The organism is Myroides sp. DF42-4-2, assembly GCF_030326445.1.
Lineage (GTDB): Bacteria > Bacteroidota > Bacteroidia > Flavobacteriales > Flavobacteriaceae > Flavobacterium.
The window spans coordinates 99,202-122,355 of the sequence record NZ_JACAKI010000006.1 but is presented as its reverse complement, the minus strand read 5'-3'; the positions used below and the strand labels follow the sequence as shown (position 1 = coordinate 122,355).

Sequence of the window (23,154 nt, the reverse complement as noted above, 5' to 3'; positions counted from 1 at the left end):
CTAGTAGTCCTTGTGTAAGAAGCTGTACTTGTTCAAAATAAAAACAAAAAAACTTTGGTAGATGTTATATAAAGTACTATTTTTGCACTCAATTTTATAACAAAATAAATTTTTATTTTATGAATCAATACGAAACTGTTTTCATCTTGAATCCCGTTTTATCTGAAACTCAGGTAAAGGAAACAGTACAGAAATTCGAAGAATTTCTTACATCAAGAGGAGCTGAAATGGTAGCTAAAGAGGATTGGGGCTTAAAAAAATTAGCTTACGAAATCCAACACAAGAAAAGTGGTTTTTATCACTTGTTTGAGTACAAAGTTGCTGGAGATGTAATCATCAACCTTGAAACAGAATTCAGACGTGACGAAAGAGTTATGCGTTTCTTAACTGTTGCTTTAGATAAACACGCTATATCTTGGGCTGAGAGAAGAAGAGAAAAATTAAAATCTAAAAAAGCTTAATTATTATGTCAACTATTGAGCAATCTGCAAAAGGAAAAAAAGACGGAGATATCAGATATCTAACGCCTTTAAACATAGAAACAAACAAAACTAAAAAGTATTGTCGTTTCAAAAAATCAGGAATCAAATACATCGATTATAAAGATGCTGATTTCTTATTAAAATTCGTAAACGAGCAAGGTAAAATTTTACCTCGTCGTTTAACTGGAACTTCTTTGAAATACCAAAGAAAAGTTTCTGTAGCGGTAAAAAGAGCTCGTCACTTAGCTTTAATGCCATACGTAGCGGATTTATTAAAATAATATAAAAAAAACAAGTTGTTGGTTTTCAACTTAGAAACCTAACTTCTTATTCAAAGGACATCAACATGGAAATTATCTTAAAACAAGACGTTCAAAAATTAGGATTTAAAGATGACGTAGTAACTGTAAAACCAGGATACGGACGTAACTATTTAATTCCTCAAGGACTTGCAGTTTTAGCTACTCCTTCTGCAAAGAAAGTATTAGCTGAAAACTTAAAGCAAAGAGCGCACAAAGAAGCTAAATTAATCGCTGATGCTAAAGTTGTAGCTGAGGCATTAAAAGCAATTGAAATCAAAATCGCTGTTAAAGCTGGTGGAGATAAATTGTTTGGTTCAGTAACAAACCAAGATTTAGCTGAAGTATTTGCTAAAAACGGACAAGAAGTAGACAAGAAATTTATTGCTTCAGGTGTTATCAAACGTTTAGGTAAATATAGTGCAACAGTACGTTTACACCGTGACGTAATTGTTGAAGTTGATTACGAAGTAATCGCTGAACAAGAGTAATTCACTTGAACGAGGTTAAACTTGTTCAATGGAAATATAACTTACAAAAAGCCTTCCTTTGGAAGGCTTTTTTTAGTTTATGGTAAACTGTAAATTATCTCTCATGGATATAAAAAAACGATTCGATCGCATTGTTAGTATTTTCATTCATCTGCAATCCAAGCCTGTTGTTACGGCTCAGGAATTAGCGGATCGATTTGATGTGAGTTTACGTACTATCTATCGGGATATTCGTTCCTTAGAGCAAGCAGGAGTGCCTATTTATAGCGAAGCTGGGGTTGGTTATTCTTTAGTAGATGGTTATAAGATACCGCCAACGCTTTTCACAAGAGAAGAAGCTTTGAGTTTTGCTGCTGCAGAGAAGATTATGCAAGTCTATGTGGATCAGGAATTAAACGATCACTTTGCATCGGCTTTGTTTAAGATGAAAGCTGTGTTGCGTTCCTCTCAAAAAGAAGAGGTATCGGGCATTGCGCCTTCTATTGTGATGCGTTCTGACAAAACAATTTTCAATAAAAAAGTGCCTTCTGTGTTAGCTACGCTTTTTAAGAGTATTTCTCTCAAACAACAAGTGCAATTGGTCTATGTCAACGGAACAGAAAGCGAAGCTACTACGCGTACTTTAGAGCCTATAGGCGTGTTCTATGAGAATAGTTTTTGGTATTTTATGGCGTATTGTCATTTGCGCGAATCCTATCGTCAGTTTCGATCAGACCGCATTCAATCCATTCAATTATTGGATGATGTCTTTACTCTCGATCACAAAGAATTGGCATTCTATCTGCCAACAAAAGTGGAGGAGCGAAACGTAAATGTACGTATTCTGGTTGATAAGCGCATGGCATCCTATTTGGTTTGGGATCGCAAGTACTACGGTTTTGTTGAAGAAATAGATCGAGGCGAACAGGTAGAAATGCACTTTAAAATGAAAGATTTTAACAATGGATTTCCGCGTTGGTTTCTGATGTTTGCTGACCAAGCTGAAATTTTAGAGCCTATAGCCTTACAAGAAAAAGTTGAAATGCTCCTGACAACGAGCTTGTCGAAACACAAAAAATAAAGTCCCTTCAATGAATTGAAAGGACTTTTATTATTATAGCGTTTCCCAAAAATAAGGAGGTTCAATCCCCAAAGCGCGTAAATACACATAGGCTTGTCCGCGGTGGTGAATTTCATTGTCTATAAAATAGAAGATGTGTTGTTGGATTTTTAAATCGTATTCACCAAACAAAACAAAGTTCTTTTGAAATTGTGTCTCCGATATGAGGGGGAACAATTCGTTAATCTTTACCGTATCCGCATCCCATTGCTTTAAAAGCTCTTCTTTGGATTGAAAGGTCGGTTTTTCGTCTAATTTCTCGATTTTACCTGATGTAATCGACTGTAAAGATGGTACTGCAATGGCGATTAGTTCAGCGCACATTGCTGAAAAAGGACGCATTCCGCCGATGGTAAAGTTGAATAAATCCGGTTCTGGAAAAGCTTCAATAACTCTTCTTGTTAAATTTCTTTGGCCTTGCCAGTGCTGTAAAAGCTGCGCATTGGAAATAATTGTCGTGTGCATTTGTCGTATATTTTTCTTTGTTATACGGCAAATGTAAATGTTGAGATTGACAGCTGTTTGTCAGGAGTGATGGGTGTAATATTTATTTTTTATTTGGCTTAACAAAGGAAACAAAAAAATCCATTTTATAATTAGTATTTTTGTCTTTCAAAGCAATTATTATGAAGTATTCTCGTCTGACAAAAGAGCAATTTGAGGAGTTGCATCCGGAATTTGTAAATTTTTTAGCTGCACAGCAAATCGATAAAAATGAGTGGGATAAGATAAAAGAAGAAAGTCCAGCGATTGCCGAGCAAGAATTGGATGTTTTTTCTGATTTAATATGGGAGGGTGTCTTGACCAAAGCACAGTATTTGGAGCACTATTCTCGCAACCACATTTTCTTGTTTGGATTTGATGAGCAAACCATCAATACGATTGTGATTAAGACCTTACAGCAAGATATTGATTTCTTGACGCAAGAAGGGTTGCAGTGGTTATCTGAGGCTGTTTTTACAGCAGAAGTAGAAGTGAAACACGGCGGAAAGAATTTCGGTCCAGATCGCAATGCCGAGATTTTTGATATTATTCGTCAGGGGGCTATTCTAAGTGATGGCGTATTATATACTCAATTTAAAGAAATGTTGAAACTGTAAACAGGAAGTATGTCGGAGGTAAAAAATAAAATCGAAGCCCTTAGAAAGGAATTAAACCAGCATAATTACAACTATTATGTTTTAGATAATGCTACTATTTCCGATTTTGAGTTTGATCAAAAATTAAAGGAATTAGAAGCGCTAGAGCGCAAACACCCTGAGTTTTTTGACGCAGATTCACCTACACAGCGCGTAGGGGGAACCGTGACAAAGAATTTTGAAACTGTTGTACACCGCAATCGCATGTATTCGCTGGACAATTCCTATTCTCAAGAAGATTTGTTGGATTGGGAAAAACGCATCCAAAAACTATTGGGTGATGTAGCGGTGGAATACACCTGTGAATTGAAGTACGACGGAGCTTCTATTAGTATAACCTATGAAGATGGGGTACTTGTACGTGCAGTTACCCGTGGAGATGGTATTCAAGGGGATGATGTGACCAACAACATCAAAACCATTAAATCGGTGCCTATTCGATTAAAAGGGACTGATTATCCAAAGAGCTTTGATATTCGCGGGGAGATTATCTTGCCTTTTGCTGGTTTTGAGCGCATGAATCAAGAGTTAGTTGAAATAGGAGAAACGCCCTACGCCAATCCGAGAAATACTGCTTCAGGTAGTTTGAAATTACAAGATAGTGCCGAAGTGGCAAAACGTCCTTTGGAGTGTTTGTTATACAACCTGACAGGGTCAGATTTGGGCATTGAAACCCAATACGAAGGCTTGGAAAAAGCGCGTCAGTGGGGCTTTAAAGTGCCTGCGGTTTCTAAACTAGCCAAAAACATAGACGAAGTATTGGAGTTTATCGCCTATTGGGATGTACACCGTCATGAGTTGCCTTATGAAACAGATGGTGTTGTGGTGAAAGTAAACTCACTGCACTACCAAGATGAACTTGGGTTTACTTCTAAATCCCCGCGTTGGGCTATTGCTTATAAATTTAAGGCAGAACAAGGGGAAACACTATTGGAATCAATTGTGTATCAAGTAGGGCGCACCGGAGCAATTACGCCAGTGGCTAACTTGGCACCTATTCAATTGGCAGGAACTACAGTTCGTCGTGCCTCCTTGCACAATGCCGATCAAATAGCAAAATTAGATATTCGCGTTGGGGATTATGTTTACGTTGAAAAAGGAGGAGAAATTATCCCTAAAATTGTAGGGGTGAATACGGCGGTTCGTCCAAGTGATTCCCAACCGACAGTTTATATCAGTACATGTCCTGAATGTGATACTCCTTTAAAGCGAAATAAAGGAGAAGCACAGCATTACTGTCCTAATGTCTATGGATGTCCCCCTCAAATCGCTGGGCGAATTCAGCACTTTATCTCGCGCAAGGCGATGGATATTGAAGGCCTGGGAGAAGAAACTGTTGTTTTGCTGTACAAGAGTGGCTTGATTAAAGATTATGCCGATCTCTATGAGTTAAAAAAAGAAGATGTCTTGCCCTTAGAGCGCATGGCTGAAAAGTCCGCAGATAATTTGATCAAAGGAATTGAAGCATCCAGGGCGATCCCTTTTGAACGAGTACTATATGCGTTGGGTATCCGCTTTGTGGGTGAAACAGTGGCCAAAAAACTAGCCAATCACTATAAATCCATTGATGCATTGGCGGTTGCGCCTATGTTGGAAATGATGACGGTGGATGAAATTGGAGAGCGCATTGCACAAAGTGTTATTGATTTCTTTAGCAATGAGATCAACAAGCAAACTATTGAGCGCTTGAAAGCACACGGACTTCAAATGGTATTAGAAGAAAAAGAATCAACTGTTGTATCGGATATTTTACAAGGGAAGACGATTGTTGTATCGGGCGTATTTACGCAAGTAAGCCGCGATGAATTAAAACAGATGATCGAAGATCACGGAGGAAAGAACGGAAGTTCAATTAGTTCGAAGACAGATTACGTTGTCGCAGGAGATAAAATGGGGCCATCAAAGCTTGAAAAAGCTAATCAATTGGGAATAACGATTTTGACGGAAGATGAGTTTTTAACTCTTATTAAATAATTTGTTGTTAAAGTAGCTCGTTTATTATTAGGCTTTTTCTAACTTTACTTCTTATCAAAGAATTATGTTTAGTACTTTCAAAAAGAAAACATTAAAAAAAGCGATTAATAAAGCGACCTTAGAGGGAGTGGAGTCGAATTACGATTTTCCTTTGCGCGTGATAGGCATATTAATCGAAAAAAGTGAAGTATCGAAAGTGGATGAATTAATTCAGTCCCTGCGTCAAAACGGCGCAAAAGCTGAACAGATATACGTATTGGTTTATACGGGATTGACAAAATCAAAGCAATTGTTAGATCCTTCTTTTAGCATGAAGGACTTTAGCATAATTGGCGATGTTCAAAATCAAGAAGTAAAAAAATTCATCGAGCAACCTTTTGACTTGTTGATTAATTTTTACGCAAAAGATATTGTACCTTTACTTTGGGTCAGTGCGAAATCGAAGGCGAAATTCAAAGTTGGAATAGCTGCCGTAACGCCAAGAATCAATCACTTTAGTTTGGAAATGCAGGAGTTACAAGCGGCTCCTTACATCAAACACTTAATGAATTATATAACTATTTTTAAAACGAAATAAACGACTATGCAATCGCTAAAAGGTACAGGAGTTGCTTTGGTAACTCCATTTAAAAAAGATCAGTCTGTAGATGTTGAAGCGCTACAACACTTGGTAAATTATGTAACTCAAGGAGGAGTGGAGTACCTTGTTGTTTTGGGAACAACAGGAGAATCCGCTACGTTAACACCAAGTGAAAAGGAGTTAGTCAAACAGACGGTTAAGCAAGCGAATGCAGGAAAATTACCTTTAGTATTAGGAGTTGGTGGCAATAATACCGCTCAAGTAATGGAGGAGTTAAATCCTGAGAATTTAGCTGGGTTTGATGCTATTTTATCGGTTTCACCCTATTACAACAAACCGACACAAGAAGGAATTTATCAACATTTTAAGGCGATTGCGCAAAAGAGTAGTTTGCCTATTTTATTGTACAATGTACCGGGACGTACTGGAAGTAATATGAGCCCTAAAACGGTGGTTCGCCTAGCTAATGAATTTCCAAATATCGTTGGGATCAAAGAAGCAGCGGGTGACCTTGTACAAGGAATGGAGTTGATTAGACAATCAACTCGAAAAGATTTTCTCGTAATCTCTGGTGATGATGCAATTGCATTGCCTCTAGTTTTGGCAGGAGGAGCAGGAGTGATCTCGGTGATTGGACAAGGTATTCCTCAGCCGTTCTCAACCATGATTCGCTTGGGATTAGCAGGAAAAATAAGAGAAGCTTTTGACCTGCAATACCAAATGATGCCTATTATAGATATGATTTTCGAACAAGGAAATCCAGCAGGTATAAAAGCAGTACTTGCCCAGGCAGGCGTGATGGCTAATATATTGCGATTGCCATTGGTCGCTGTAGATCAAGATTTGGAACAGCGAATAGAAAAAGAATATATAAAACTCAAAAAGTAAAATTATGTTATCGAAAAAATTGCAAGATGCTTTAAACGGACAGATTAAAATAGAAGGAGATTCATCTCAAATTTATTTAGCGATGGCAACTTGGGCGGAAGTTCAAGGTTTTGAAGGAATCGCTTCTTTTATGTATGATCAATCCAACGAAGAGCGCACCCATATGCTTAAATTAATTAAGTATATCAATCAAAGAGGAGGAGAAGCGACTATACCAGCAGTTGCGAAGCCTGAATTGGATTACGCTTCATTTAAAACGCTTTTTACTCAACTTTTTGCACACGAAGTATTCGTGTCTAAGAGCATTAATGAATTGGTGCACATTGCCTTGGAAGAGCGCGATTATGCTACACACAATTTCTTACAGTGGTATGTTTCAGAACAAATTGAAGAAGAAGCAACTGCACGTACGATTTTAGATAAAATCAACCTGATTGGAGATGATAAAGGAGGACTTTATCTATTCGACAATGATATGAAGAGCTTTAGAGGAGATGCGGGAGCAGCTGCAACCACCGCTTAATACTACTATAAACACGGATAAAAAGATGCCTCTTAGGCGTCTTTTTATCTTTATTTTAGCGATATGTATAGCGAGAAAATGAATATTTACAAACAAAAGTCGGCCAAGTTTATTGTGTTTTTTGTTTGTGCTATGTTGATTTTTTTTAGTATCGTCACAGGAGACTATTGGTTCTTAGGTAGTTTACTTGTTTTTGTATTGGCGATCTATCTGTATACTGTTTCTTTTGACTATACGATTGGTCATACCCCAACATCACTTGTCTTTGGCGTGCGAAAAAAAAAGGAGATTCCCTTGGATACAATTCAAGAGATTAGCATAGAAAACATAGATTATACAGGGAAGTTTGGCGGTTACGGTTATCGTAAATTTGGCAAGCGTTCGGCTTATACGTTCAATGATTCAGGTAATTTCTTGTGTGTAAAAACTGTAGATGGCCTGTATTTTCTCTCAATAGATAACAAAGCCTATTGGGTGGAGTGGCTAGATAAAAAGGTAGATTTAAGTCAGAAAGAATCAATTGATTACTAAAATATCTTGTTAAAGTAAAACAAAAAAGACCTTTTTTTCTTTTTAGTAAAGAAAGGTTTTTGTATAATGCAATTATATAACTAAATTTGCAGTTGCTTTTGAAGTGCTATAACTCAAGCAGTGATTGTTTAACACCGAATAAACCAAATGAAAAAATACATCGGATTATCTCTTTTAGCGTTAACTTTTGTAGGGTGTTCCCCTTTGCAAAAAGCTATGAAATCGGAAGATTTGGAATTTAAGACAAAAGTTGCAGATCAATATTATGAACAACAAAAGTATAGAAAAGCTATCCGATTATATGAGCAAGTAGAGACTTCGTTTAGGGGTCGACCAGATTATGAGGCGATGTATTTCAACTTTGCTGAAGCGACTTTTATAACAAAGGACTATATGTTAGCTGCTGAACGCTTCAAGTTATTTGCTGCGACCTATCCTAGAAGTGAGAAAAGAGAAGAAGCATTGCTTAAAGAGATTAAATGTGGGGTAGAACTATCTCCTGTTTATTCTTTGGATCAAACCATTACAAATACAACAATCGACAAGCTGCAAAAGTTTATCGACCAATATCCGGGATCTAATTTCATTTTTGAAGCCAATTCGATCATGAGTCAGATGAACAAAAAGTTGGAGAAAAAGGCGTTTGAAAATGCAAAACAATTGAATACCATAGGGCCATATACGAGAAACTATGGTGCTGCGATTGTAGCGTTGGATAACTTTATCTATGACTATCCAGGGACAGAATTTAAAGAAGAAGCCTTGTTTTATAAATTAGATTCAGCCTACAAACTAGCGATGAATAGCGTGTACAGTAAAATGGAAGAGCGTTTGACCAATGCCAAGGGAATGTACGATGCCTTGGTTCGCTTTAATCCCGAAACTACATACAAAGAGAAAGCAGATGACATGCTTGAAGATATAAACACAGAATTACAAAAAATTTCAAAATAACCTAAGCGTAAAATGGATTTAAAGAAAACAACTGCTCCAGTAAACACAATTACTTATAACAAGAGTAAAATTGAAGAGCCAACTGGTAATATCTATGAAGCTATTACTATTATCGCAAAAAGAGCAAGTCAAATCAACGTTGAAATTAAAAACGAATTGATCGATAAGTTAGAGGAGTTCGCTACGAATAATGATAGCTTAGATGAAGTTTTTGAAAACAAAGAACAAATTGAAGTATCCAAGTTCTACGAAAAACTACCTAAAGCACAAGCATTAGCAGTTGAAGAATGGTTGGAAGGAAAAATTTCATACAAACAAGTTAACAAATAACATATACTATCATATGTCAGTGTTAAGCGGAAAAAAAATATTACTAGGTATAACTGGTGGAATTGCCGCTTATAAAACGGCAAATTTAGTACGTTTACTAATTAAAGCAGGTGCCGAGGTCCAAGTGATCATGACACCTGCTTCTCATCAATTTGTAACTCCATATACGCTTTCTACCTTATCAAAAAAACCTGTTTATACGCAGTTTTTTAATGCAGAAGAAGGAGGAACATGGAATAATCACGTAGAATTAGCGCTTTGGGCGGATTTGATGCTCGTAGCACCAGCCACAGCCAATGTATTAGCTAAGATGGCCAATGGCTTATGTGATAATTTACTATTAGCTGTGTACATGTCTGCGAAATGTCCGGTTTATCTAGCACCTGCTATGGACTTAGATATGTATATTCACCCCTCAACAGCAAAAAATCTTGCCACACTTACTTCCTACAATCACGTGATCATTCCCGCAGAAGAAGGAGAACTAGCCAGTGGTTTAATTGGAAGAGGAAGAATGGCTGAACCTGAGACTATTGTGTCAGTTTTAGAAGCTTCTTTGACCCAAAATTTACCTCTTCAAGGGAAAAAAGTTTTAATTACAGCCGGACCTACATACGAACCGATCGATCCTGTGCGTTTTATTGGAAATCACTCCTCTGGAAAAATGGGATACGATATTGCCAAAGAAGTTGCTAAACAGGGAGGTGAGGTAATTTTAGTCAGTGGTCCGACTAATCAAAAAATAGAGGACGCCCGTGTAGTTGTTGTCGATGTGCTTTCTGCGCTCGATATGTATGAGGCCTGTCACCGTTATTTTGATCAAGTAGATGTCGTAGTCGCTGCAGCAGCTGTAGCAGATTATCGTCCCAAGGAAATTGCAACCCAAAAAATAAAAAAGAATGCCGAGGAATTTACCATCACCATGGATAAAAATCCGGACATTCTCGCTTCTTTAGGTGCAATCAAAAAACACCAATACCTGATTGGTTTTGCCTTGGAAACGGAAAATGAAGTGGAGCATGCCAAGCTGAAAATTACCAAGAAGAATTTAGATCTAATTGTACTAAATTCACTTAATGATACAGGAGCAGGTTTTGGAAAACCAACCAATAAGGTTACCTTTATCGATAAGGCTTTTGCGGTAGAACCTATGGAGCTCAAATCAAAAGAGGAGGTCGCTCAAGATATTGTCAATAAAATCATTCAACACTATGAATAAACTTTTTGGACTTTTCGCTTGTTTTTTTCTTTGGATCGCTACGAGCCAAGCCCAAGAACTAAACGCCAATGTCAGTGTGAATTTTGCACAAGTTGGAAATACACATCAAAACTATTTCCGAACGCTAGAAAAGTCTTTAAAAGAATTGCTGAATCAAACCAACTGGAGTTCACAACGCGTGAATCCCAATGAAAAAATCGACTGTACTTTTTTGTTAACGGTAAGCTCTTTTGACAATAATGCCAATGTATCAGGAACGTTGCAAGTGCAATTTGGACGACCAGTTTTTAATACAACTTATAGTAGTCCAGTGTTGAATTTCAACGACAAAGACATCGCTTTTAGTTATACGGAATTTGAACCGCTTCGCTATAGTGCAGGCAGTTATGAATCCAATCTTATTTCCTTGATTTCGTTTTATGTCAATATTATCTTGGGCATGGATAGCGATACGTTTTCCAAAGAAGGCGGTACGGCCTACTATCAAGAAGCATCACTGATTGCCTCTATGGCACAACAATCCAACGCAAAGGGATGGAAACAAGGGGATGGAACCAATACGCGTTATGTTTTGGTGAATGATTTGTCTTCAGGTGCTAGCAAGCCTTTTAGAGAAGCGCTGTACAACTATCACCGCCTTGGATTAGATCTAATGAGTGAAGGGGTAGAACAAGGCAGAAATGGCGTATTTCAGGGGTTAAACGATTTAAGACAATACAATGCAGTGCGATCAAATGCCTTCTTAATTCGCGTATTCTTCGATACAAAAACGGAGGAGTTGGTAAACTTATACAGTGGGGTTACCGATCCAAACAAGAAGCGAGTAGTTGAAATTTTACACGCAATATCTCCTTTAAATGCTTCGAAGTGGAATAATTTATAAGTATCTTTCCATTGTAAAATAAAATAGTCTCGAATTATGCTTACTTCTTTGAGTATAAAAAACTTCGCATTAATTGACCATTTAGAAATTGATTTTTTTAATGGTTTTTCTATTATTACTGGTGAGACAGGCGCTGGAAAATCAATTGTTTTAGGTGCATTAGGCCTATTGCAAGGAAAACGTGCCGATTTGGGATCACTGAAAAATAAGGAAGAGAAATGCGTGATTGAAGGACAATTTAGCGTTGATCCTTATAAATTGGAAGAACTATATTCTTTTTTAGATATGGATTACGAGCCTGTAACCATTATTCGAAGAGAGATTTTACCTTCTGGAAAATCAAGAGCTTTTGTCAATGACTCTCCTGTAAATTTAACGGATTTGCAAGAGTTGAGTGCGGTTCTACTCGATATTCACTCTCAACATCAAACGAGTGAATTAAGTGAGGAAACGTATCAAATCAAAGTAATTGACGCTATAGCAAAGAATGAAGAAATCTTAGAGGAGTACCAAAAGTACCTCAAACAATATAAAACAGCGCTTGCTTCACTCCAGCAATTAAAAGAAGACGAAGTAGAATTGTTGAAGGAACAAGACTACCATGCTTTTTTGTTGGAAGAATTGGTGGCTGCTCAACTGTCGACCATTGATCAGGCGGAGTTAGAAAGTGAATTCGAAAAATTAAACAATGTCGAACATGTACGCGAGAGTTTTGCGCTTGCGACGCAGTTGTTAAGCGCAGATCAAGTAGGGGTAATTCAAGGCTTAAAAGAGTTGAGACAAACCTTGCAAAAGACAGCGACAGTTTCTAAAGACTACGAAGAGCTATACAACCGCGTTGTGAGTGCAGAAATTGAATTGGCTGATTTAGCTAATGAAATAGAACGCGAAGTGGATCACGTGGTGTTGGATCCAGAGCGTCTAACAGTCGTACATGAGCGCTTACAAATGTTGTATGCCCTACAGAAAAAACATCAGGTCAATACGGTTGAAGAGTTACTGTCCATTGAGGCAGATTTAAACGACAAAGTTTTTCAAGTTGGCGACATACAGGAGAAAATCCTTGCCGTTGAAAAAGAAATTGCCACGTTATTGGTCAAATTAGATGAATTGGCTGCTGTATTGTCACAAGCAAGACAACAAGCCATTCCAGCCTTGAGTGATCAATTGGTTGAAATATTAACTTTGGTGGGAATGCCACATGCGACCTTCCAGTTCGATTTTAAAACAGTAGATCACTACCTAAACAACGGAAAAGATCAAATGCAATTGCAGTTTTCTGCAAATAAAGGGATGGATTACGGCTTGCTTAAAAAAGTGGCTTCAGGGGGAGAATTATCGCGTATTATGTTAGCCATTAAGGCGATTTTAGCGCGTTATTCCAACTTGCCTACTATTATTTTTGACGAAATTGATACAGGGGTATCTGGAGAGGTAGCGGATAAAATGGGGGTAATCATGAAAGACATGAGTACACTTATGCAGGTGTTCGCCATTACTCACTTACCGCAAATCGCCGCAAAAGGTCACCAACATTATAAAGTGTTTAAAGCCTCTGAAGGAGACTCTACCACATCTAAACTGATTCAACTAAATCCCGAACAACGCATAGAGGAAATTGCTCAAATGCTGTCAGGAAAAGATATTACAGCTTCTGCTTTACAACACGCAAAGGAGTTGTTGAATAGTTAACGGTAAACATAAAAAAAAGCGACTACAGTCGCTTTTTTTATTACGGCTTCGGTTGCTCGAAGATTGTGTGAATTGTTTTTTGTTTCTCAATAATTCGGAAGTATCCCAACGCTTCTTTTTCTGGTGTGGTTATATTTTTGACATTTCCAATAATTCGACCACTTGGCACTTGAAAAGGTCCACCACCATTGCTAATGGCATCGAAAAAACTCATGGCAAAATCGTAGTAATTTCGCGATATCTGTGCGAGTTCAATTTCTACTTTTTCTCCTGGTTTCGCATCTTCATCTACAATGTAAAGGGATTCCATGCGATTGCCAATGGAGTATTCGTTTGATACTACGCGGGGTTGAGGAGCTTTCTTTTCATAGTGGTAATACAAATAGTAGTAATTCAAGTTCTCATTTACACGAGGCGTATCCTGATAGTATACGCGTAATACATAGTAATCTTTGTCGAAGTATTTTTCTCTTTTTTGCGTAATCTCTAAGATCTCCGGACTTGCGATATATTGCTCTCTTGCTTCGTAAATATCGTTGTCATATTCAATGTGCAACTTAAAAACTGCTCCATCGGTTGGTTTTTCTATTTCTGTGGAATAATAGATTCCCGATTTTTCCAATTCTAGGAATGGATATTTAGTACCAGTAGGGTCTTCTACCCAAACAACTGCATTGTTAACAGGGGGGATTTCGGGATTAAAGTAATCCGTTGTTAGGCTCAACTTCACATAAGCAGGCATTATCGTATCGGAAACGGGATTGCGCTCAAAATCTAAATTGGCTTCCACAACTAATCTAGGTTCTGCAGTGGGTAAATCAATATCAATGATTTCTGTGCAAGAAGTCAAAGACAGCAGGAGTAAGAATATAATAGAATAGATTGCTTTCATTTGTTTAGAATTTAAAATTGTAAGTAACACTTGGTACTAATCCGAAGATAGACATTTTTTCAGCCTCATTTTTTCCGCGAATATCTTCATTTTCTCTAAAGGAGATCGAAGCAGCGTTGTATCTGCTATACAGGTTGTAGATTCCAAATACCCATTCCCCTTTCCAGCGTTTTGTCGAGTCTGGGTTGGGCGTATAGGTAGCAGAGATATCCAAATGGTGATAGGCAGGCATTGTATTTGCGTGGCGGTCTCCAAATTTTGGAACGCGTAGTCCTAAATATTCATATTGTCCTTCCGGATAGGTAATTGGGCGACCAGATTGCAAGGTGAAACTAGCGCCAAAAGACCATTTTGGGTTTAATTCATACATAGCAGTAATAGATAAATCGTGTAATTTATCATAAGAAGCTCTATACCAATTTCCGTTGTTGATTCCTGGTTCGTCTGCTGTTCTGCCAGGTGTTCGTTGCTCTGCTCTTGATAAGGTATAAGCAACCCATCCTGTCAATTTCCCTATGTTTTTTCTAACTAATACTTCTAAACCATAAGCGCGTGCTTCTCCGTTGAGAATAACGCGTTCGATCGCTTCATTTCCTACTAGTTGTGCACCGTCTATATAGTCAATGCTATTTTTTACTTTTTTATAGAACACTTCTGTCTCTAAGCTGTATTTACCATCCGCAAAGTTCTGAAAATACCCCAATGCTACTTGATCCGCAAGTTCGGGATCGGTGTATTTACCACTTGGCGTCCAAATATCCAAAGGCGTTGGTGCTGCCGTATTAGACATCAAGTGAATGTATTGGGTCATGCGGTTGTAGCTTGCCTTAATGGATTGATTGTCATTGAGTATATAGGCAACGCCAATTCGAGGTTCTATATTGTTGAACTGTTCGATTGATTTATTTTTCTTGTAATAGGTCGTTTCTAAAATATCTGCCATTTTGTAGACGCCCAATTCGCTGTCGTATCGAACAGGTTGATTGTTGGCATATACGTGTTCAACTCCCTTTCCTTTGGCGTTGAAATGAGAAAAACGAAGTCCGTAGTTCACGCTAAAATGCTGACCGAAATTTTGTTCAGCTTCTACGTAAACACTGCTTTCTGAAGCATACTTATTGTCTATTTTCTTGTAGTTGATCGAAGAATCACTTGTTGTTGGTTTGATGGTTCCAGGATAGAAAATGTATGCTGTATGCCCAACACCATAGCGCAATTGCAAGGCCGGGTTAATGTCGTGCAAGAAATCATATCTTCCTTGCATACTCTTAATCCCATTGGTCCAGTTAAATCCAACTAAATCCAAATCGAGGTCATAATCATACTGACTCGTTGTTAACGATAAATTACCTGTTAATTTATCGCTGTATAAGGTTCTCCAATCTAAGGTAACAGCTAGGTTTCCAAAGCTGTTTTTCATCAGATCAGTAAAACTAAAAATATCTCTACCGTAATAAGCAGAAAAATTGATTTTATTCTTTTCATTGATATCAAAACTCAACTTGGTGTTGATGTCGTAGAAGTAAGCGGAGTTTTTGTTATCGGTAAGTTTGAGAAATAAATGGGCGTAAGAGCCACGTCCAGCAATGAGGAAAGACGACTTGCCTTTTTGGATTGGTCCTTCGGCTAGAAGGCGGCTTGATATAACACCAATTCCTCCTTCAAATGAATAATCATTTTTATTGCCGTCTTTTTGATAAACGTCGAGCACAGAAGAAGCTCTTCCTCCGAAGCGAGCGGGAATTCCTCCTTTGTACAGTTTTAAATCTCGGATGGCATCTGCATTAAAAATGGAAAAGAACCCAAAGAGGTGAGAAGAGCTGTACACACTAGCCTGATCTAATAGGACCAAGTTTTGTCCTGCACTTCCCCCGCGAACATTAAAACCCGCAGCACCTTCTCCCGCATTGGTAACTCCAGGCAATTGAAGAATGGACTTTAAAATATCCGTTTCTCCCATCACTACGGGAATTTTCTTTATTTCTTCGGTTGTCATTTTATTGACACTCATTTCAGGTTTTCGAATATCTGCTTTGTTTCTATTCTGTACAATAACCACCTCAGATAGTTCAGATGAATCCGTTTTGAGTACAAAATTGAGGGTTTGGTCTTTGGTTACCTGAATAGTCGTCACGCGATCAATGTAGCCAATATAGGATACTTTTAAGGTATAAGATCCTTCTTTTAACTCGATCGAATAGTATCCCTTTTCATTGGTAATTACACCATTATTGATTTCATCAATATAAATAGTCGCTCCGATTAAAGGTTCCTGCTCGTCTTTGATTGTCCCTTGTAAGAGGTAAGAAGATTGTCCATGCATCCCCAGGGTAATAAAAAACAGAATAAAGGAAAGGAAAATCTTTCCACGTTGACAATATAGCATCGTATTTTATGATTTATTTGTATGCGAAAGTAACTAAGATTCTTCTCTTTATTACCGTTACTTATACAAAAAACAAAACTTTTATCTTAATGGTCTTTATATAAGTTTTTTGCAATCAATGTGTTGGAATTCTTATCTTTATTCCATAAAGTAGTTGAGATGTGGAGATGGTATTCTAATATATGGTATCGAAATATTTTTGGGTTGTTTACTTTGTGCTTAATCTTTGGCTTTATTCAATATACGAGCTTGGGAAACAAAAGTATTCGAGAAATTTTGGCGGAAATGGTACCCGCCATTGCACTAATTTATGCCCTGATATACGTCAATAACGTCTTTGTTATTAAACGGTTTTTACTGACTAAGAAATACGAGTCTTTCTTGCTTTGGTTTTCTGTTTATTTAGTGATTGGTGTTTTTTGTTTAAGTCAATATGCTATTTATGTAGGTGAATTCAAATCTTTGATTCTCGAAATTGTCAATACGTTATTTTTTACCATTTTGGGTACGGGAACGTATTTTATTCACCAATGGGCCTTTCAAAATATAACCTTACGCGAGAGAAAATTAGCGAATACTGTTGCGGAGTTGGAATTTTTGAAGATGCAGCTCAATCCTCATTTTTTGCTCAATGCGATGAATAACTTATATGGGGAAGCACTGACAAACCCCACCGATACACCCAATAGAATCTTACAACTCTCACATTTATTTCGCTATCAAATTGAGGCAAGTAAAAAGGAAGAAGTCCACCTTGATTTGGAAATTGACTTTGTAAATGAATACTTGGATTACTATAAGTTCACCAGCGATTCTTTAGTGGTAGAGAGTGAATATAGTGGAAATTTAGAGGCCTATTATGTTCCGCCACTCTTGTTTTTTAGCTTGGTCGAAAATGCAGTAAAATTTAGTTTACAAACAGAAGAACCATATATTTTAATTCGCTGGAAAGAAGAGGGAGGAAAAATATTTTTTGAAATCAGCAATAGTTGTCTGCTAAAAGAAAGGCAAAAACAAGGTACGGGTTTGGGATTAAGCAATTTGAGAAGGCGATTGGAAGTTTCGGGAATACAAGCGCACTTCAGCGTAGAGGAACAAAAAAATAGTTATAAAGCAAAACTTACATTATGGGGACTACATACACCTGTTTAATTGTAGATGATGAAAAACCGGCACATCAAGTATTGATGAGTCATATTAGTCAATGTGAAGATTTAGAATGCGTAGGCAATGCCTTTTCGGGGCGGGAAGCATTGGCTTTTTTGCAGAAACACGAAGTTGATATTTTGTTGTTGGATATTAATATGCCCCTAATTTCAGGTTTGGAACTCCTAGATATGGTTGCCGTAAAACCCGTGACGATTATCACAACAGCATACTCTGATTTTGCGTTAGAATCGTATGAAAAAGATGCGGTAGACTATTTGTTGAAACCTATTTCTTTTGGCAAGTTTTTAAAAGCCATCGAAAAAGCTAAAATTTTCTGCAAGAATCGAAGAGAGTCTACCGGTGAAGTGCAGGAAAATATATTGAAAATTCGCGAGGATGGTTTAGATATTTCCATTGATGTGGATGAAATTATCTTTATAGAAAGTGCAGGAAACTACATCAAGATTTTCGTTGAGCATCGCAGTAAGAGCTATTTTGTTTATGGATCGCTAATTAGTATCAAAACAGAATTGCCTGATCACTTTATTCAAGTGCATCGATCGTTTATTGTAAACCGAAAACAAATCGTCAAAAAAGAATTGGGCAAGGTAACCCTGCACACCAATATTGAGATACCAGTAGGAAGAAAGTATCAGATTCTCATTGAATAATGAAAAGGAAGTTTGTGTGTTTTTGCCAAACACTTGATCTGCTTTTAAGGGGCGTAGGGCTATCTACAAAAAGCTACCTAAACTAGAAAGGAGATATTTTTGATTTTTTTAATTTTCGTTGTCCGAGTATACAGAGGGCAAGGCAGGCGAGAGCGAGGGTAAGGGTACCAATTTCCAAGGTTTGTTTATAGAGTAATTGGTCGATATTTTGGACTAATAGGATCAAGCCGACGACCAAGAATAAAAAGGAGATGCTCCGTAATAAAGCAGTTGTAAAACGATTCATAATGAAACTATTTATAGGTTAATAGGTTTAAATATAGTTAATTATGCGTTTCTTTCAAAGTGATGACTAGAAAAAGTAGATGCAAAATAGGATAAAAATAAAAAGTCTGTCGATTTTCGACAGACTTTTTTATGTTTTGAACGGTATAATTCTGTTGTGAATTACAAGTGGATTACTTCTCCGTAAGCATCAGCAACAGCTTCCATTACAGCTTCACTCATTGTTGGGTGAGGGTGAACGGCTTTCAAGATTTCGTATCCAGTTGTTTCTAGTTTACGAGCAACAACGGCTTCAGCAATCATATCTGTAACACCAGCACCGATCATGTGGCATCCTAACCATTCTCCGTATTTTGCATCAAAGATTACTTTTACGAATCCGTCAGGTGTACCACCAGCTTGTGCTTTTCCAGAAGCTGAGAATGGGAATTTTCCAACTTTGATTTCGTATCCTGCTTCGATTGCCTTTTTCTCTGTTAATCCAACAGAAGCAATTTCAGGTGTAGCATACGTACATCCAGGGATATTTCCGTAGTCTAATGGTTCTACATGGTGACCAGCAATTTTTTCAACACATAAGATTCCTTCTGCAGAAGCAACGTGTGCTAAAGCTTGTCCAGGAACAACGTCTCCAATTGCATAGTATCCAGGGATATTCGTTTGGTAGAAATCGTTTACTAAAATTTTATCGCGGTCTGTAGCAATTCCTACTTCTTCTAAACCGATGTTTTCGATATTTGTTTTGATCCCTACTGCTGATAAAACGATATCCGCTTCGATGATCTCTTCTCCTTTAGCTGTTTTTACCGTCGCTTTTACTCCTTCACCTGTAGTGTCAACTTTCTCAACAGAAGCATTTGTCATAACTTTGATTCCAGCTTTCTTCAATGAGCGCTCGAATTGTTTAGAAATATCTTCATCTTCTACCGGAACGATGTTTGGCATAAATTCTACAACAGTAACATCAGTTCCCATTGCGTTATAGAAATAAGCAAACTCAACGCCAATTGCACCTGAACCTACAACAATCATTTTCTTTGGTTGTTTTGCCAACGTTAAGGCTTGACGGTATCCGATTACTTTTGTGCCATCTTGTGGTAAGTTTGGCAATTCTCTAGAACGAGCTCCTGTTGCGATGATGATGTGGTCTGCGGTATATTCCGTTACTTTGCCATCTTTATCTGTTACGTCAACTTTTTTTCCAGGTTTTACTTTTCCAAATCCATCGATAACTTCAATTTTGTTCTTTTTCATTAAGAATTGAACACCTTTGCTCATTCCAGCAGCAACTCCACGTGAACGTGCAACTACAGCATCGAAATCTTTATCAACTTCTCCATTAATTGTCAAACCGTAGTCAGAAGCATGCTTCAAGTACTCAAAAACTTGTGCAGATTTTAGAAGTGCTTTCGTAGGAATACATCCCCAGTTTAAGCAAATACCTCCTAAGTTTTCTCTTTCAACTACTGCTACTTTAAAACCTAATTGAGAGGCTCTGATTGCAGTAACGTACCCTCCAGGGCCACTTCCTAAAACAATAATATCGAATTTCATATGTATGTATTTCTATATTTTACGCTACGAAAATAATCAATTATTTCCGTACTTGAAACTTTCGAGTTTGAAAAGTTGATGGACTGTAAATTATAGAATTATAAATTGAACTTCTTAGTCTATGTGTTTTAGCGTATAGTTTGTAAGTAATAGTTTAAATTGTTGTATATCTTCTAATACAATAGAGACTAACAGAAATAAAAAGCGTGAGATTATGGAGAAATCTCACGCAATGGTAAAATAATAAAACAATTGATGCAAGGTTAGATTACCCTTAGCAGCTTAGATGTTTCTGCCCTGAACTGCTGGGGGTAGTCCAAATTAAAAAGCTTAGTTGAAGACGAACTAAACAGACTTTTCAATCTGTTCAAGGGGGGGGCGGTCTATAGGGGACGTTGCCGTGCTTTAACGGGGTACTATCACGCTGAGTGAAAATGACCCCTCCCAATGACATTAACGTTCTCTTCCTTCATGGTCTACCAATAAATAGACCAAACTTAATTTTTCGTCTTGTTTTTTTTGAATAATGAAACTTTTACACGAGCATAAAACAAAAAAAGAGATCTGTATGTAAACAGACCTCTTTTGTATATTTGTAAAGGGCAGGGATTAAGCTGATTCAACTGCCTTAAATTGAGATTCATATAAGTTTCTATAGTAACCATTTTCATAGGTTAACAACTCTTGGTGGGTTCCTTTTTCCACAATTTTCCCTTTATCCATCACAATAATGACATCGGCGTTTACGATTGTGGCTAAACGGTGGGCAATGATAATAGATGTTTGATTGTGAGTGAGGTAATCCGTTGCTTTTTGAAGTAATTCTTCTGAATGTGAGTCAATGGAAGAGGTTGCTTCATCGAGAATCAAAATACTTGGTTTACTTACATAGGCGCGCAAAAAGGCGATTAATTGACGTTGACCAGAAGACAACATAACCCCGCGTTCTTTTACGTCGTAATCATATCCACCAGGTAAATTGACAATAAAATCGTGAATGCCGATTTTCTTAGCTGATTCAATAACAAATTCTCTTGAAATAGCGGGATTGTGTAGGGTGATATTATGGAGAATACTATCGCTAAACAAGAAGACATCTTGAAGTACGATAGCAATTTGTTGACGCAGTGAAGCTAGTTCAAAATCGTGTATATCAATACCGTCAATTTTAATTTGACCTGCATTGATATCGTAGAAGCGGTTGAGTAAGTTGATAATGGTTGATTTTCCAGCTCCAGAAGAACCTACAATTGCAACGGTTTGACCTGCTTTAATTTGAAGGTCGATGCCTTTTAAGACTTCCACTCCTGGAATATAGCTAAAGTGTACGTTACTCAAGGAAATATCGCCTTTGAACGACGGTGCTATAATGGTTCCGTTATTTTCAATTGTCTCGTCCATTTCCAGCACTTCAAACACGCGTTCTGCCGCAATAATTCCCATCTGCATGACGTTAAATTTATCCGCAATTTGACGCAAGGGGTTGAATAGCATACTGATTAGCATCGTATAGGCAAATAAATCTCCAAAGGTAGTGAGGTTGTCCCCTTGAACAATAGACATCCCGCCGTACCAAATCACAAGCCCTAAGGTCAATGAGGATACAATATCCGCTATGGGAAAGAAAATGGAGTTATACAAAATGTTTTTCAACCAAGCTTGGTTGTGCTTTTCATTAATTTCTTTGAATTTTTCATATTCAATCTCTTCACGAGTAAAGAGTTGTACAATTTTCATTCCTGAGATTCGCTCTTGTACAAAGGTGTTGAGGTTGGCAATTTGCGTGCGCACTTCCTGAAAGGCAGATTTCATTTTGATTTGAAAAACACGAGTGGCGTAAAGCAAAATAGGCATGGCCAATAAAACAATACAGCTGAGCTTCCAGTTCATGTAGAACATAATCGCCAAGACCACAAACATTTTTAGCAAGTCGCTGACAATCATAAACAAACCTTGGCTAAAAATACTAGCGATGGATTCAATATCTGAAACCGAACGCGTTACTAATTTACCAACAGGTTCATTGTCGAAATAGCGCATGCGAAAAGAGATTATTTTTTTGAATAATTTTTCGCGTATGTCTTTGACGATATCTTGTCCCAACCAACTAGCCCAATAGGTAAACAAAAACTGAAAGGTCACTTCCAAAATCAAGACAATAGCCATTAGTCCAACATAGAGTAGAAGACCATTTTGATCTTTGGGTTGTACGTATTGGTTTACGGTTTCTTTGACCATATATGGACGAGCCGCAGCAAAGATTGATAAAGCAATAGCAAAGAAGATTACCCAACGGAATCTATTCTGATAGGGTTTGGCATATGCTAATGTTTTGCGTAAGGATATGGAGTTTAGTTTTTTCATAAATAAGGGTAACCTACTTTTGTTAAAAATAAGCCTTTTCCGGGAACTGAGAATCCTGCCTTTCCACGGTCTTTGCTTTCGATGATTGTTCTGAAATCATCAAGGGTGATTTTGTGTAATCCCACGTTGATCAATGTGCCGACAATAGCGCGTACCATATTGCGCAAGAATCGGTTAGCTTGTATGGTGAAAACCAATTGATTGTCGTTGATATAGGTCCATTCCGCTTTGTGGATGGTGCAATTAAACGTGAAGACATCTGTATGAGTCTTTGAAAAACACTCGAAGTCTTCGTATTCAAATAAAATTTGAGCCGCTTGATTCATCAGTTCTACATCCAAATGTCGGTGGTGATAGTAACTCAACGGGTGAACAAACGCATCTTTAAATAGATGCATATGGTATTCGTAGGTTCGATCTGTCGCATCAAAACGAGCATGTGCATCAGCTGGGACATCGTGAAATTGGTATACCACAATATCAGCGGGTAAAAACGAATTCATTTTTTGAATCAAAACCGATTTATCCAAGGGATCTTCGCAGTCAAAATGCGCAAACATCTGCTTGGCGTGTACACCTGCATCTGTTCTACCTGCTCCAGTGAGTTCAATCGGTTGGCGCAGTAAGGTCGAAATAGCCTCGGTTAACGTTTGCTGTACAGTAGGTGCATTAGGTTGTAATTGCCAGCCGTGATAGTTCGCACCATTATACGCAAATTCGATAAAATATCTCAAAATAGGTCTCGTTTTAAGCCTACAAATATACTTCA

At 37.6% G+C, this 23,154-nt stretch carries 23 protein-coding genes; 17 read left to right on the top strand and 6 right to left on the bottom strand.

Annotation, left to right across the window (positions count from 1 at the left end):
• Positions 1-119 precede the first annotated feature (119 nt).
• From rpsF to HX062_RS06800, 4 genes are all read left to right on the top strand, one after another.
• Positions 120-461: a 30S ribosomal protein S6 gene (rpsF, locus tag HX062_RS06815; protein WP_002987044.1), complete on the top strand. Its 342-nt coding sequence runs from the start codon at positions 120-122 to the stop codon at positions 459-461.
• A gap of 5 nt (positions 462-466) precedes the next feature.
• The gene (gene rpsR / locus HX062_RS06810; protein WP_002987043.1) at positions 467-763 is read left to right on the top strand and encodes a 30S ribosomal protein S18; all 297 of its coding nucleotides are present in this window, start codon (positions 467-469) and stop codon (positions 761-763) included.
• A 65-nt stretch (positions 764-828) separates the two neighbouring features.
• A complete protein-coding gene (rplI, locus tag HX062_RS06805; protein WP_182627414.1) occupies positions 829-1,272 on the top strand; it encodes a 50S ribosomal protein L9 in 444 nt (147 codons plus the stop codon).
• 103 nt (positions 1,273-1,375) lie between these two features.
• Positions 1,376-2,332: a helix-turn-helix transcriptional regulator gene (locus HX062_RS06800; protein ID WP_286466880.1), complete on the top strand. Its 957-nt coding sequence runs from the start codon at positions 1,376-1,378 to the stop codon at positions 2,330-2,332.
• A 33-nt stretch (positions 2,333-2,365) separates the two neighbouring features.
• Here the strand turns inward: HX062_RS06800 and HX062_RS06795 are convergent, their stop codons facing one another.
• Positions 2,366-2,836 (bottom strand): DinB family protein, encoded by a 471-nt coding sequence (locus HX062_RS06795; RefSeq protein ID WP_286466879.1) that lies wholly within the window; start codon positions 2,834-2,836, stop codon positions 2,366-2,368.
• Positions 2,837-2,997: 161 nt separating this feature from the next.
• On the opposite strand from HX062_RS06795, the gene HX062_RS06790 reads away from it, so the two are divergent.
• The 11 genes from HX062_RS06790 to recN all read left to right on the top strand — a co-directional run bounded on the left by HX062_RS06790 (position 2,998) and on the right by recN (position 13,084).
• The gene (locus HX062_RS06790) at positions 2,998-3,471 is read left to right on the top strand and encodes a DUF6495 family protein (RefSeq protein ID WP_182627420.1); all 474 of its coding nucleotides are present in this window, start codon (positions 2,998-3,000) and stop codon (positions 3,469-3,471) included.
• 9 nt (positions 3,472-3,480) lie between these two features.
• A complete protein-coding gene (ligA, locus tag HX062_RS06785) occupies positions 3,481-5,484 on the top strand; it encodes an NAD-dependent DNA ligase LigA (protein WP_286466878.1) in 2,004 nt (667 codons plus the stop codon).
• A 64-nt stretch (positions 5,485-5,548) separates the two neighbouring features.
• A complete protein-coding gene (locus tag HX062_RS06780) occupies positions 5,549-6,061 on the top strand; it encodes a DUF6913 domain-containing protein (RefSeq protein WP_182627424.1) in 513 nt (170 codons plus the stop codon).
• A gap of 6 nt (positions 6,062-6,067) precedes the next feature.
• Positions 6,068-6,952, top strand: coding sequence for a 4-hydroxy-tetrahydrodipicolinate synthase (dapA, locus tag HX062_RS06775; RefSeq protein WP_182627426.1), 885 nt, complete (start codon positions 6,068-6,070; stop codon positions 6,950-6,952).
• Positions 6,953-6,956: 4 nt separating this feature from the next.
• Positions 6,957-7,475 (top strand): ferritin, encoded by a 519-nt coding sequence (locus HX062_RS06770; protein ID WP_286466877.1) that lies wholly within the window; start codon positions 6,957-6,959, stop codon positions 7,473-7,475.
• Between the two features lie 78 nt (positions 7,476-7,553).
• Positions 7,554-8,006: a hypothetical protein gene (locus HX062_RS06765; protein ID WP_220497679.1), complete on the top strand. Its 453-nt coding sequence runs from the start codon at positions 7,554-7,556 to the stop codon at positions 8,004-8,006.
• A 147-nt stretch (positions 8,007-8,153) separates the two neighbouring features.
• A complete protein-coding gene (locus HX062_RS06760; protein WP_182627430.1) occupies positions 8,154-8,960 on the top strand; it encodes an outer membrane protein assembly factor BamD in 807 nt (268 codons plus the stop codon).
• Positions 8,961-8,972: 12 nt separating this feature from the next.
• Positions 8,973-9,290 (top strand): DNA-directed RNA polymerase subunit omega, encoded by a 318-nt coding sequence (locus tag HX062_RS06755; protein ID WP_286466876.1) that lies wholly within the window; start codon positions 8,973-8,975, stop codon positions 9,288-9,290.
• Positions 9,291-9,303: 13 nt separating this feature from the next.
• Positions 9,304-10,509 carry a bifunctional phosphopantothenoylcysteine decarboxylase/phosphopantothenate--cysteine ligase CoaBC gene (gene coaBC / locus HX062_RS06750; protein ID WP_182627434.1) on the top strand — a complete coding sequence of 402 codons (1,206 nt, stop codon included), beginning with the start codon at positions 9,304-9,306 and terminating at the stop codon, positions 10,507-10,509.
• Positions 10,502-11,392 (top strand): type IX secretion system protein PorD, encoded by an 891-nt coding sequence (porD, locus tag HX062_RS06745; RefSeq protein WP_182627436.1) that lies wholly within the window; start codon positions 10,502-10,504, stop codon positions 11,390-11,392. Before coaBC ends, porD begins: the two co-directional genes overlap by 8 nt.
• A 36-nt stretch (positions 11,393-11,428) precedes the next feature.
• Positions 11,429-13,084, top strand: a complete 1,656-nt coding sequence (gene recN, locus HX062_RS06740) for a DNA repair protein RecN (RefSeq protein WP_286466874.1) — start codon at positions 11,429-11,431, stop codon at positions 13,082-13,084.
• Positions 13,085-13,124: 40 nt separating this feature from the next.
• On the opposite strand, the gene HX062_RS06735 is transcribed toward recN, so the two are convergent.
• On the bottom strand, positions 13,125-13,976 hold the full coding sequence (locus tag HX062_RS06735; protein ID WP_286466873.1) for a DUF4249 family protein: 852 nt from the start codon (positions 13,974-13,976) through the stop codon (positions 13,125-13,127).
• A gap of 4 nt (positions 13,977-13,980) precedes the next feature.
• Complete coding sequence (locus HX062_RS06730; RefSeq protein ID WP_353620073.1) at positions 13,981-16,299, bottom strand: TonB-dependent receptor; 2,319 nt, start codon at positions 16,297-16,299, stop codon at positions 13,981-13,983.
• Positions 16,300-16,521: 222 nt separating this feature from the next.
• Here HX062_RS06730 and HX062_RS06725 point away from each other — a divergent pair, with 222 nt between their 5' ends.
• Positions 16,522-17,514, top strand: a complete 993-nt coding sequence (locus HX062_RS06725) for a sensor histidine kinase (RefSeq protein WP_255492420.1) — start codon at positions 16,522-16,524, stop codon at positions 17,512-17,514.
• A complete protein-coding gene (locus HX062_RS06720) occupies positions 17,490-18,182 on the top strand; it encodes a LytR/AlgR family response regulator transcription factor (RefSeq protein WP_182627445.1) in 693 nt (230 codons plus the stop codon). Before HX062_RS06725 ends, HX062_RS06720 begins: the two co-directional genes overlap by 25 nt.
• Before the next feature lie 447 nt (positions 18,183-18,629).
• On the opposite strand, the gene lpdA is transcribed toward HX062_RS06720, so the two are convergent.
• From lpdA to truA, 3 genes are all read right to left on the bottom strand, one after another.
• Positions 18,630-20,021: a dihydrolipoyl dehydrogenase gene (gene lpdA / locus HX062_RS06715; protein ID WP_182627447.1), complete on the bottom strand. Its 1,392-nt coding sequence runs from the start codon at positions 20,019-20,021 to the stop codon at positions 18,630-18,632.
• 609 nt (positions 20,022-20,630) lie between these two features.
• Complete coding sequence (locus tag HX062_RS06710) at positions 20,631-22,385, bottom strand: ABC transporter ATP-binding protein (RefSeq protein ID WP_286466871.1); 1,755 nt, start codon at positions 22,383-22,385, stop codon at positions 20,631-20,633.
• Positions 22,382-23,119 (bottom strand): tRNA pseudouridine(38-40) synthase TruA, encoded by a 738-nt coding sequence (gene truA / locus HX062_RS06705; RefSeq protein ID WP_182627453.1) that lies wholly within the window; start codon positions 23,117-23,119, stop codon positions 22,382-22,384. Before truA ends, HX062_RS06710 begins: the two co-directional genes overlap by 4 nt.
• Between the last annotated feature and the right edge of the window lie 35 nt (positions 23,120-23,154).

What these genes read in the sequence shown, in the direction of transcription:
- rpsF (WP_002987044.1), top strand. Translation starts at nt 120, where the DNA reads ATGAATCAATACGAAACTGTTTTCATCTTGAATCCCGTTTTATCTGAA.
- HX062_RS06765 (WP_220497679.1), top strand. Translation starts at nt 7,554, where the DNA reads ATGAATATTTACAAACAAAAGTCGGCCAAGTTTATTGTGTTTTTTGTT.
- HX062_RS06780 (WP_182627424.1), top strand. Translation starts at nt 5,549, where the DNA reads ATGTTTAGTACTTTCAAAAAGAAAACATTAAAAAAAGCGATTAATAAA.
- HX062_RS06790 (WP_182627420.1), top strand. Translation starts at nt 2,998, where the DNA reads ATGAAGTATTCTCGTCTGACAAAAGAGCAATTTGAGGAGTTGCATCCG.
- ligA (WP_286466878.1), top strand. Translation starts at nt 3,481, where the DNA reads ATGTCGGAGGTAAAAAATAAAATCGAAGCCCTTAGAAAGGAATTAAAC.
- porD (WP_182627436.1), top strand. Translation starts at nt 10,502, where the DNA reads ATGAATAAACTTTTTGGACTTTTCGCTTGTTTTTTTCTTTGGATCGCT.
- HX062_RS06730 (WP_353620073.1), bottom strand. Translation starts at nt 16,299, where the DNA reads ATGCATGGACAATCTTCTTACCTCTTACAAGGGACAATCAAAGACGAG.
- HX062_RS06760 (WP_182627430.1), top strand. Translation starts at nt 8,154, where the DNA reads ATGAAAAAATACATCGGATTATCTCTTTTAGCGTTAACTTTTGTAGGG.
- HX062_RS06710 (WP_286466871.1), bottom strand. Translation starts at nt 22,385, where the DNA reads ATGAAAAAACTAAACTCCATATCCTTACGCAAAACATTAGCATATGCC.
- HX062_RS06800 (WP_286466880.1), top strand. Translation starts at nt 1,376, where the DNA reads ATGGATATAAAAAAACGATTCGATCGCATTGTTAGTATTTTCATTCAT.
- recN (WP_286466874.1), top strand. Translation starts at nt 11,429, where the DNA reads ATGCTTACTTCTTTGAGTATAAAAAACTTCGCATTAATTGACCATTTA.
- HX062_RS06735 (WP_286466873.1), bottom strand. Translation starts at nt 13,976, where the DNA reads ATGAAAGCAATCTATTCTATTATATTCTTACTCCTGCTGTCTTTGACT.
- coaBC (WP_182627434.1), top strand. Translation starts at nt 9,304, where the DNA reads ATGTCAGTGTTAAGCGGAAAAAAAATATTACTAGGTATAACTGGTGGA.
- rpsR (WP_002987043.1), top strand. Translation starts at nt 467, where the DNA reads ATGTCAACTATTGAGCAATCTGCAAAAGGAAAAAAAGACGGAGATATC.
- HX062_RS06770 (WP_286466877.1), top strand. Translation starts at nt 6,957, where the DNA reads ATGTTATCGAAAAAATTGCAAGATGCTTTAAACGGACAGATTAAAATA.
- HX062_RS06755 (WP_286466876.1), top strand. Translation starts at nt 8,973, where the DNA reads ATGGATTTAAAGAAAACAACTGCTCCAGTAAACACAATTACTTATAAC.
- rplI (WP_182627414.1), top strand. Translation starts at nt 829, where the DNA reads ATGGAAATTATCTTAAAACAAGACGTTCAAAAATTAGGATTTAAAGAT.
- HX062_RS06725 (WP_255492420.1), top strand. Translation starts at nt 16,522, where the DNA reads ATGTGGAGATGGTATTCTAATATATGGTATCGAAATATTTTTGGGTTG.
- dapA (WP_182627426.1), top strand. Translation starts at nt 6,068, where the DNA reads ATGCAATCGCTAAAAGGTACAGGAGTTGCTTTGGTAACTCCATTTAAA.
- HX062_RS06720 (WP_182627445.1), top strand. Translation starts at nt 17,490, where the DNA reads ATGGGGACTACATACACCTGTTTAATTGTAGATGATGAAAAACCGGCA.
- HX062_RS06795 (WP_286466879.1), bottom strand. Translation starts at nt 2,836, where the DNA reads ATGCACACGACAATTATTTCCAATGCGCAGCTTTTACAGCACTGGCAA.
- lpdA (WP_182627447.1), bottom strand. Translation starts at nt 20,021, where the DNA reads ATGAAATTCGATATTATTGTTTTAGGAAGTGGCCCTGGAGGGTACGTT.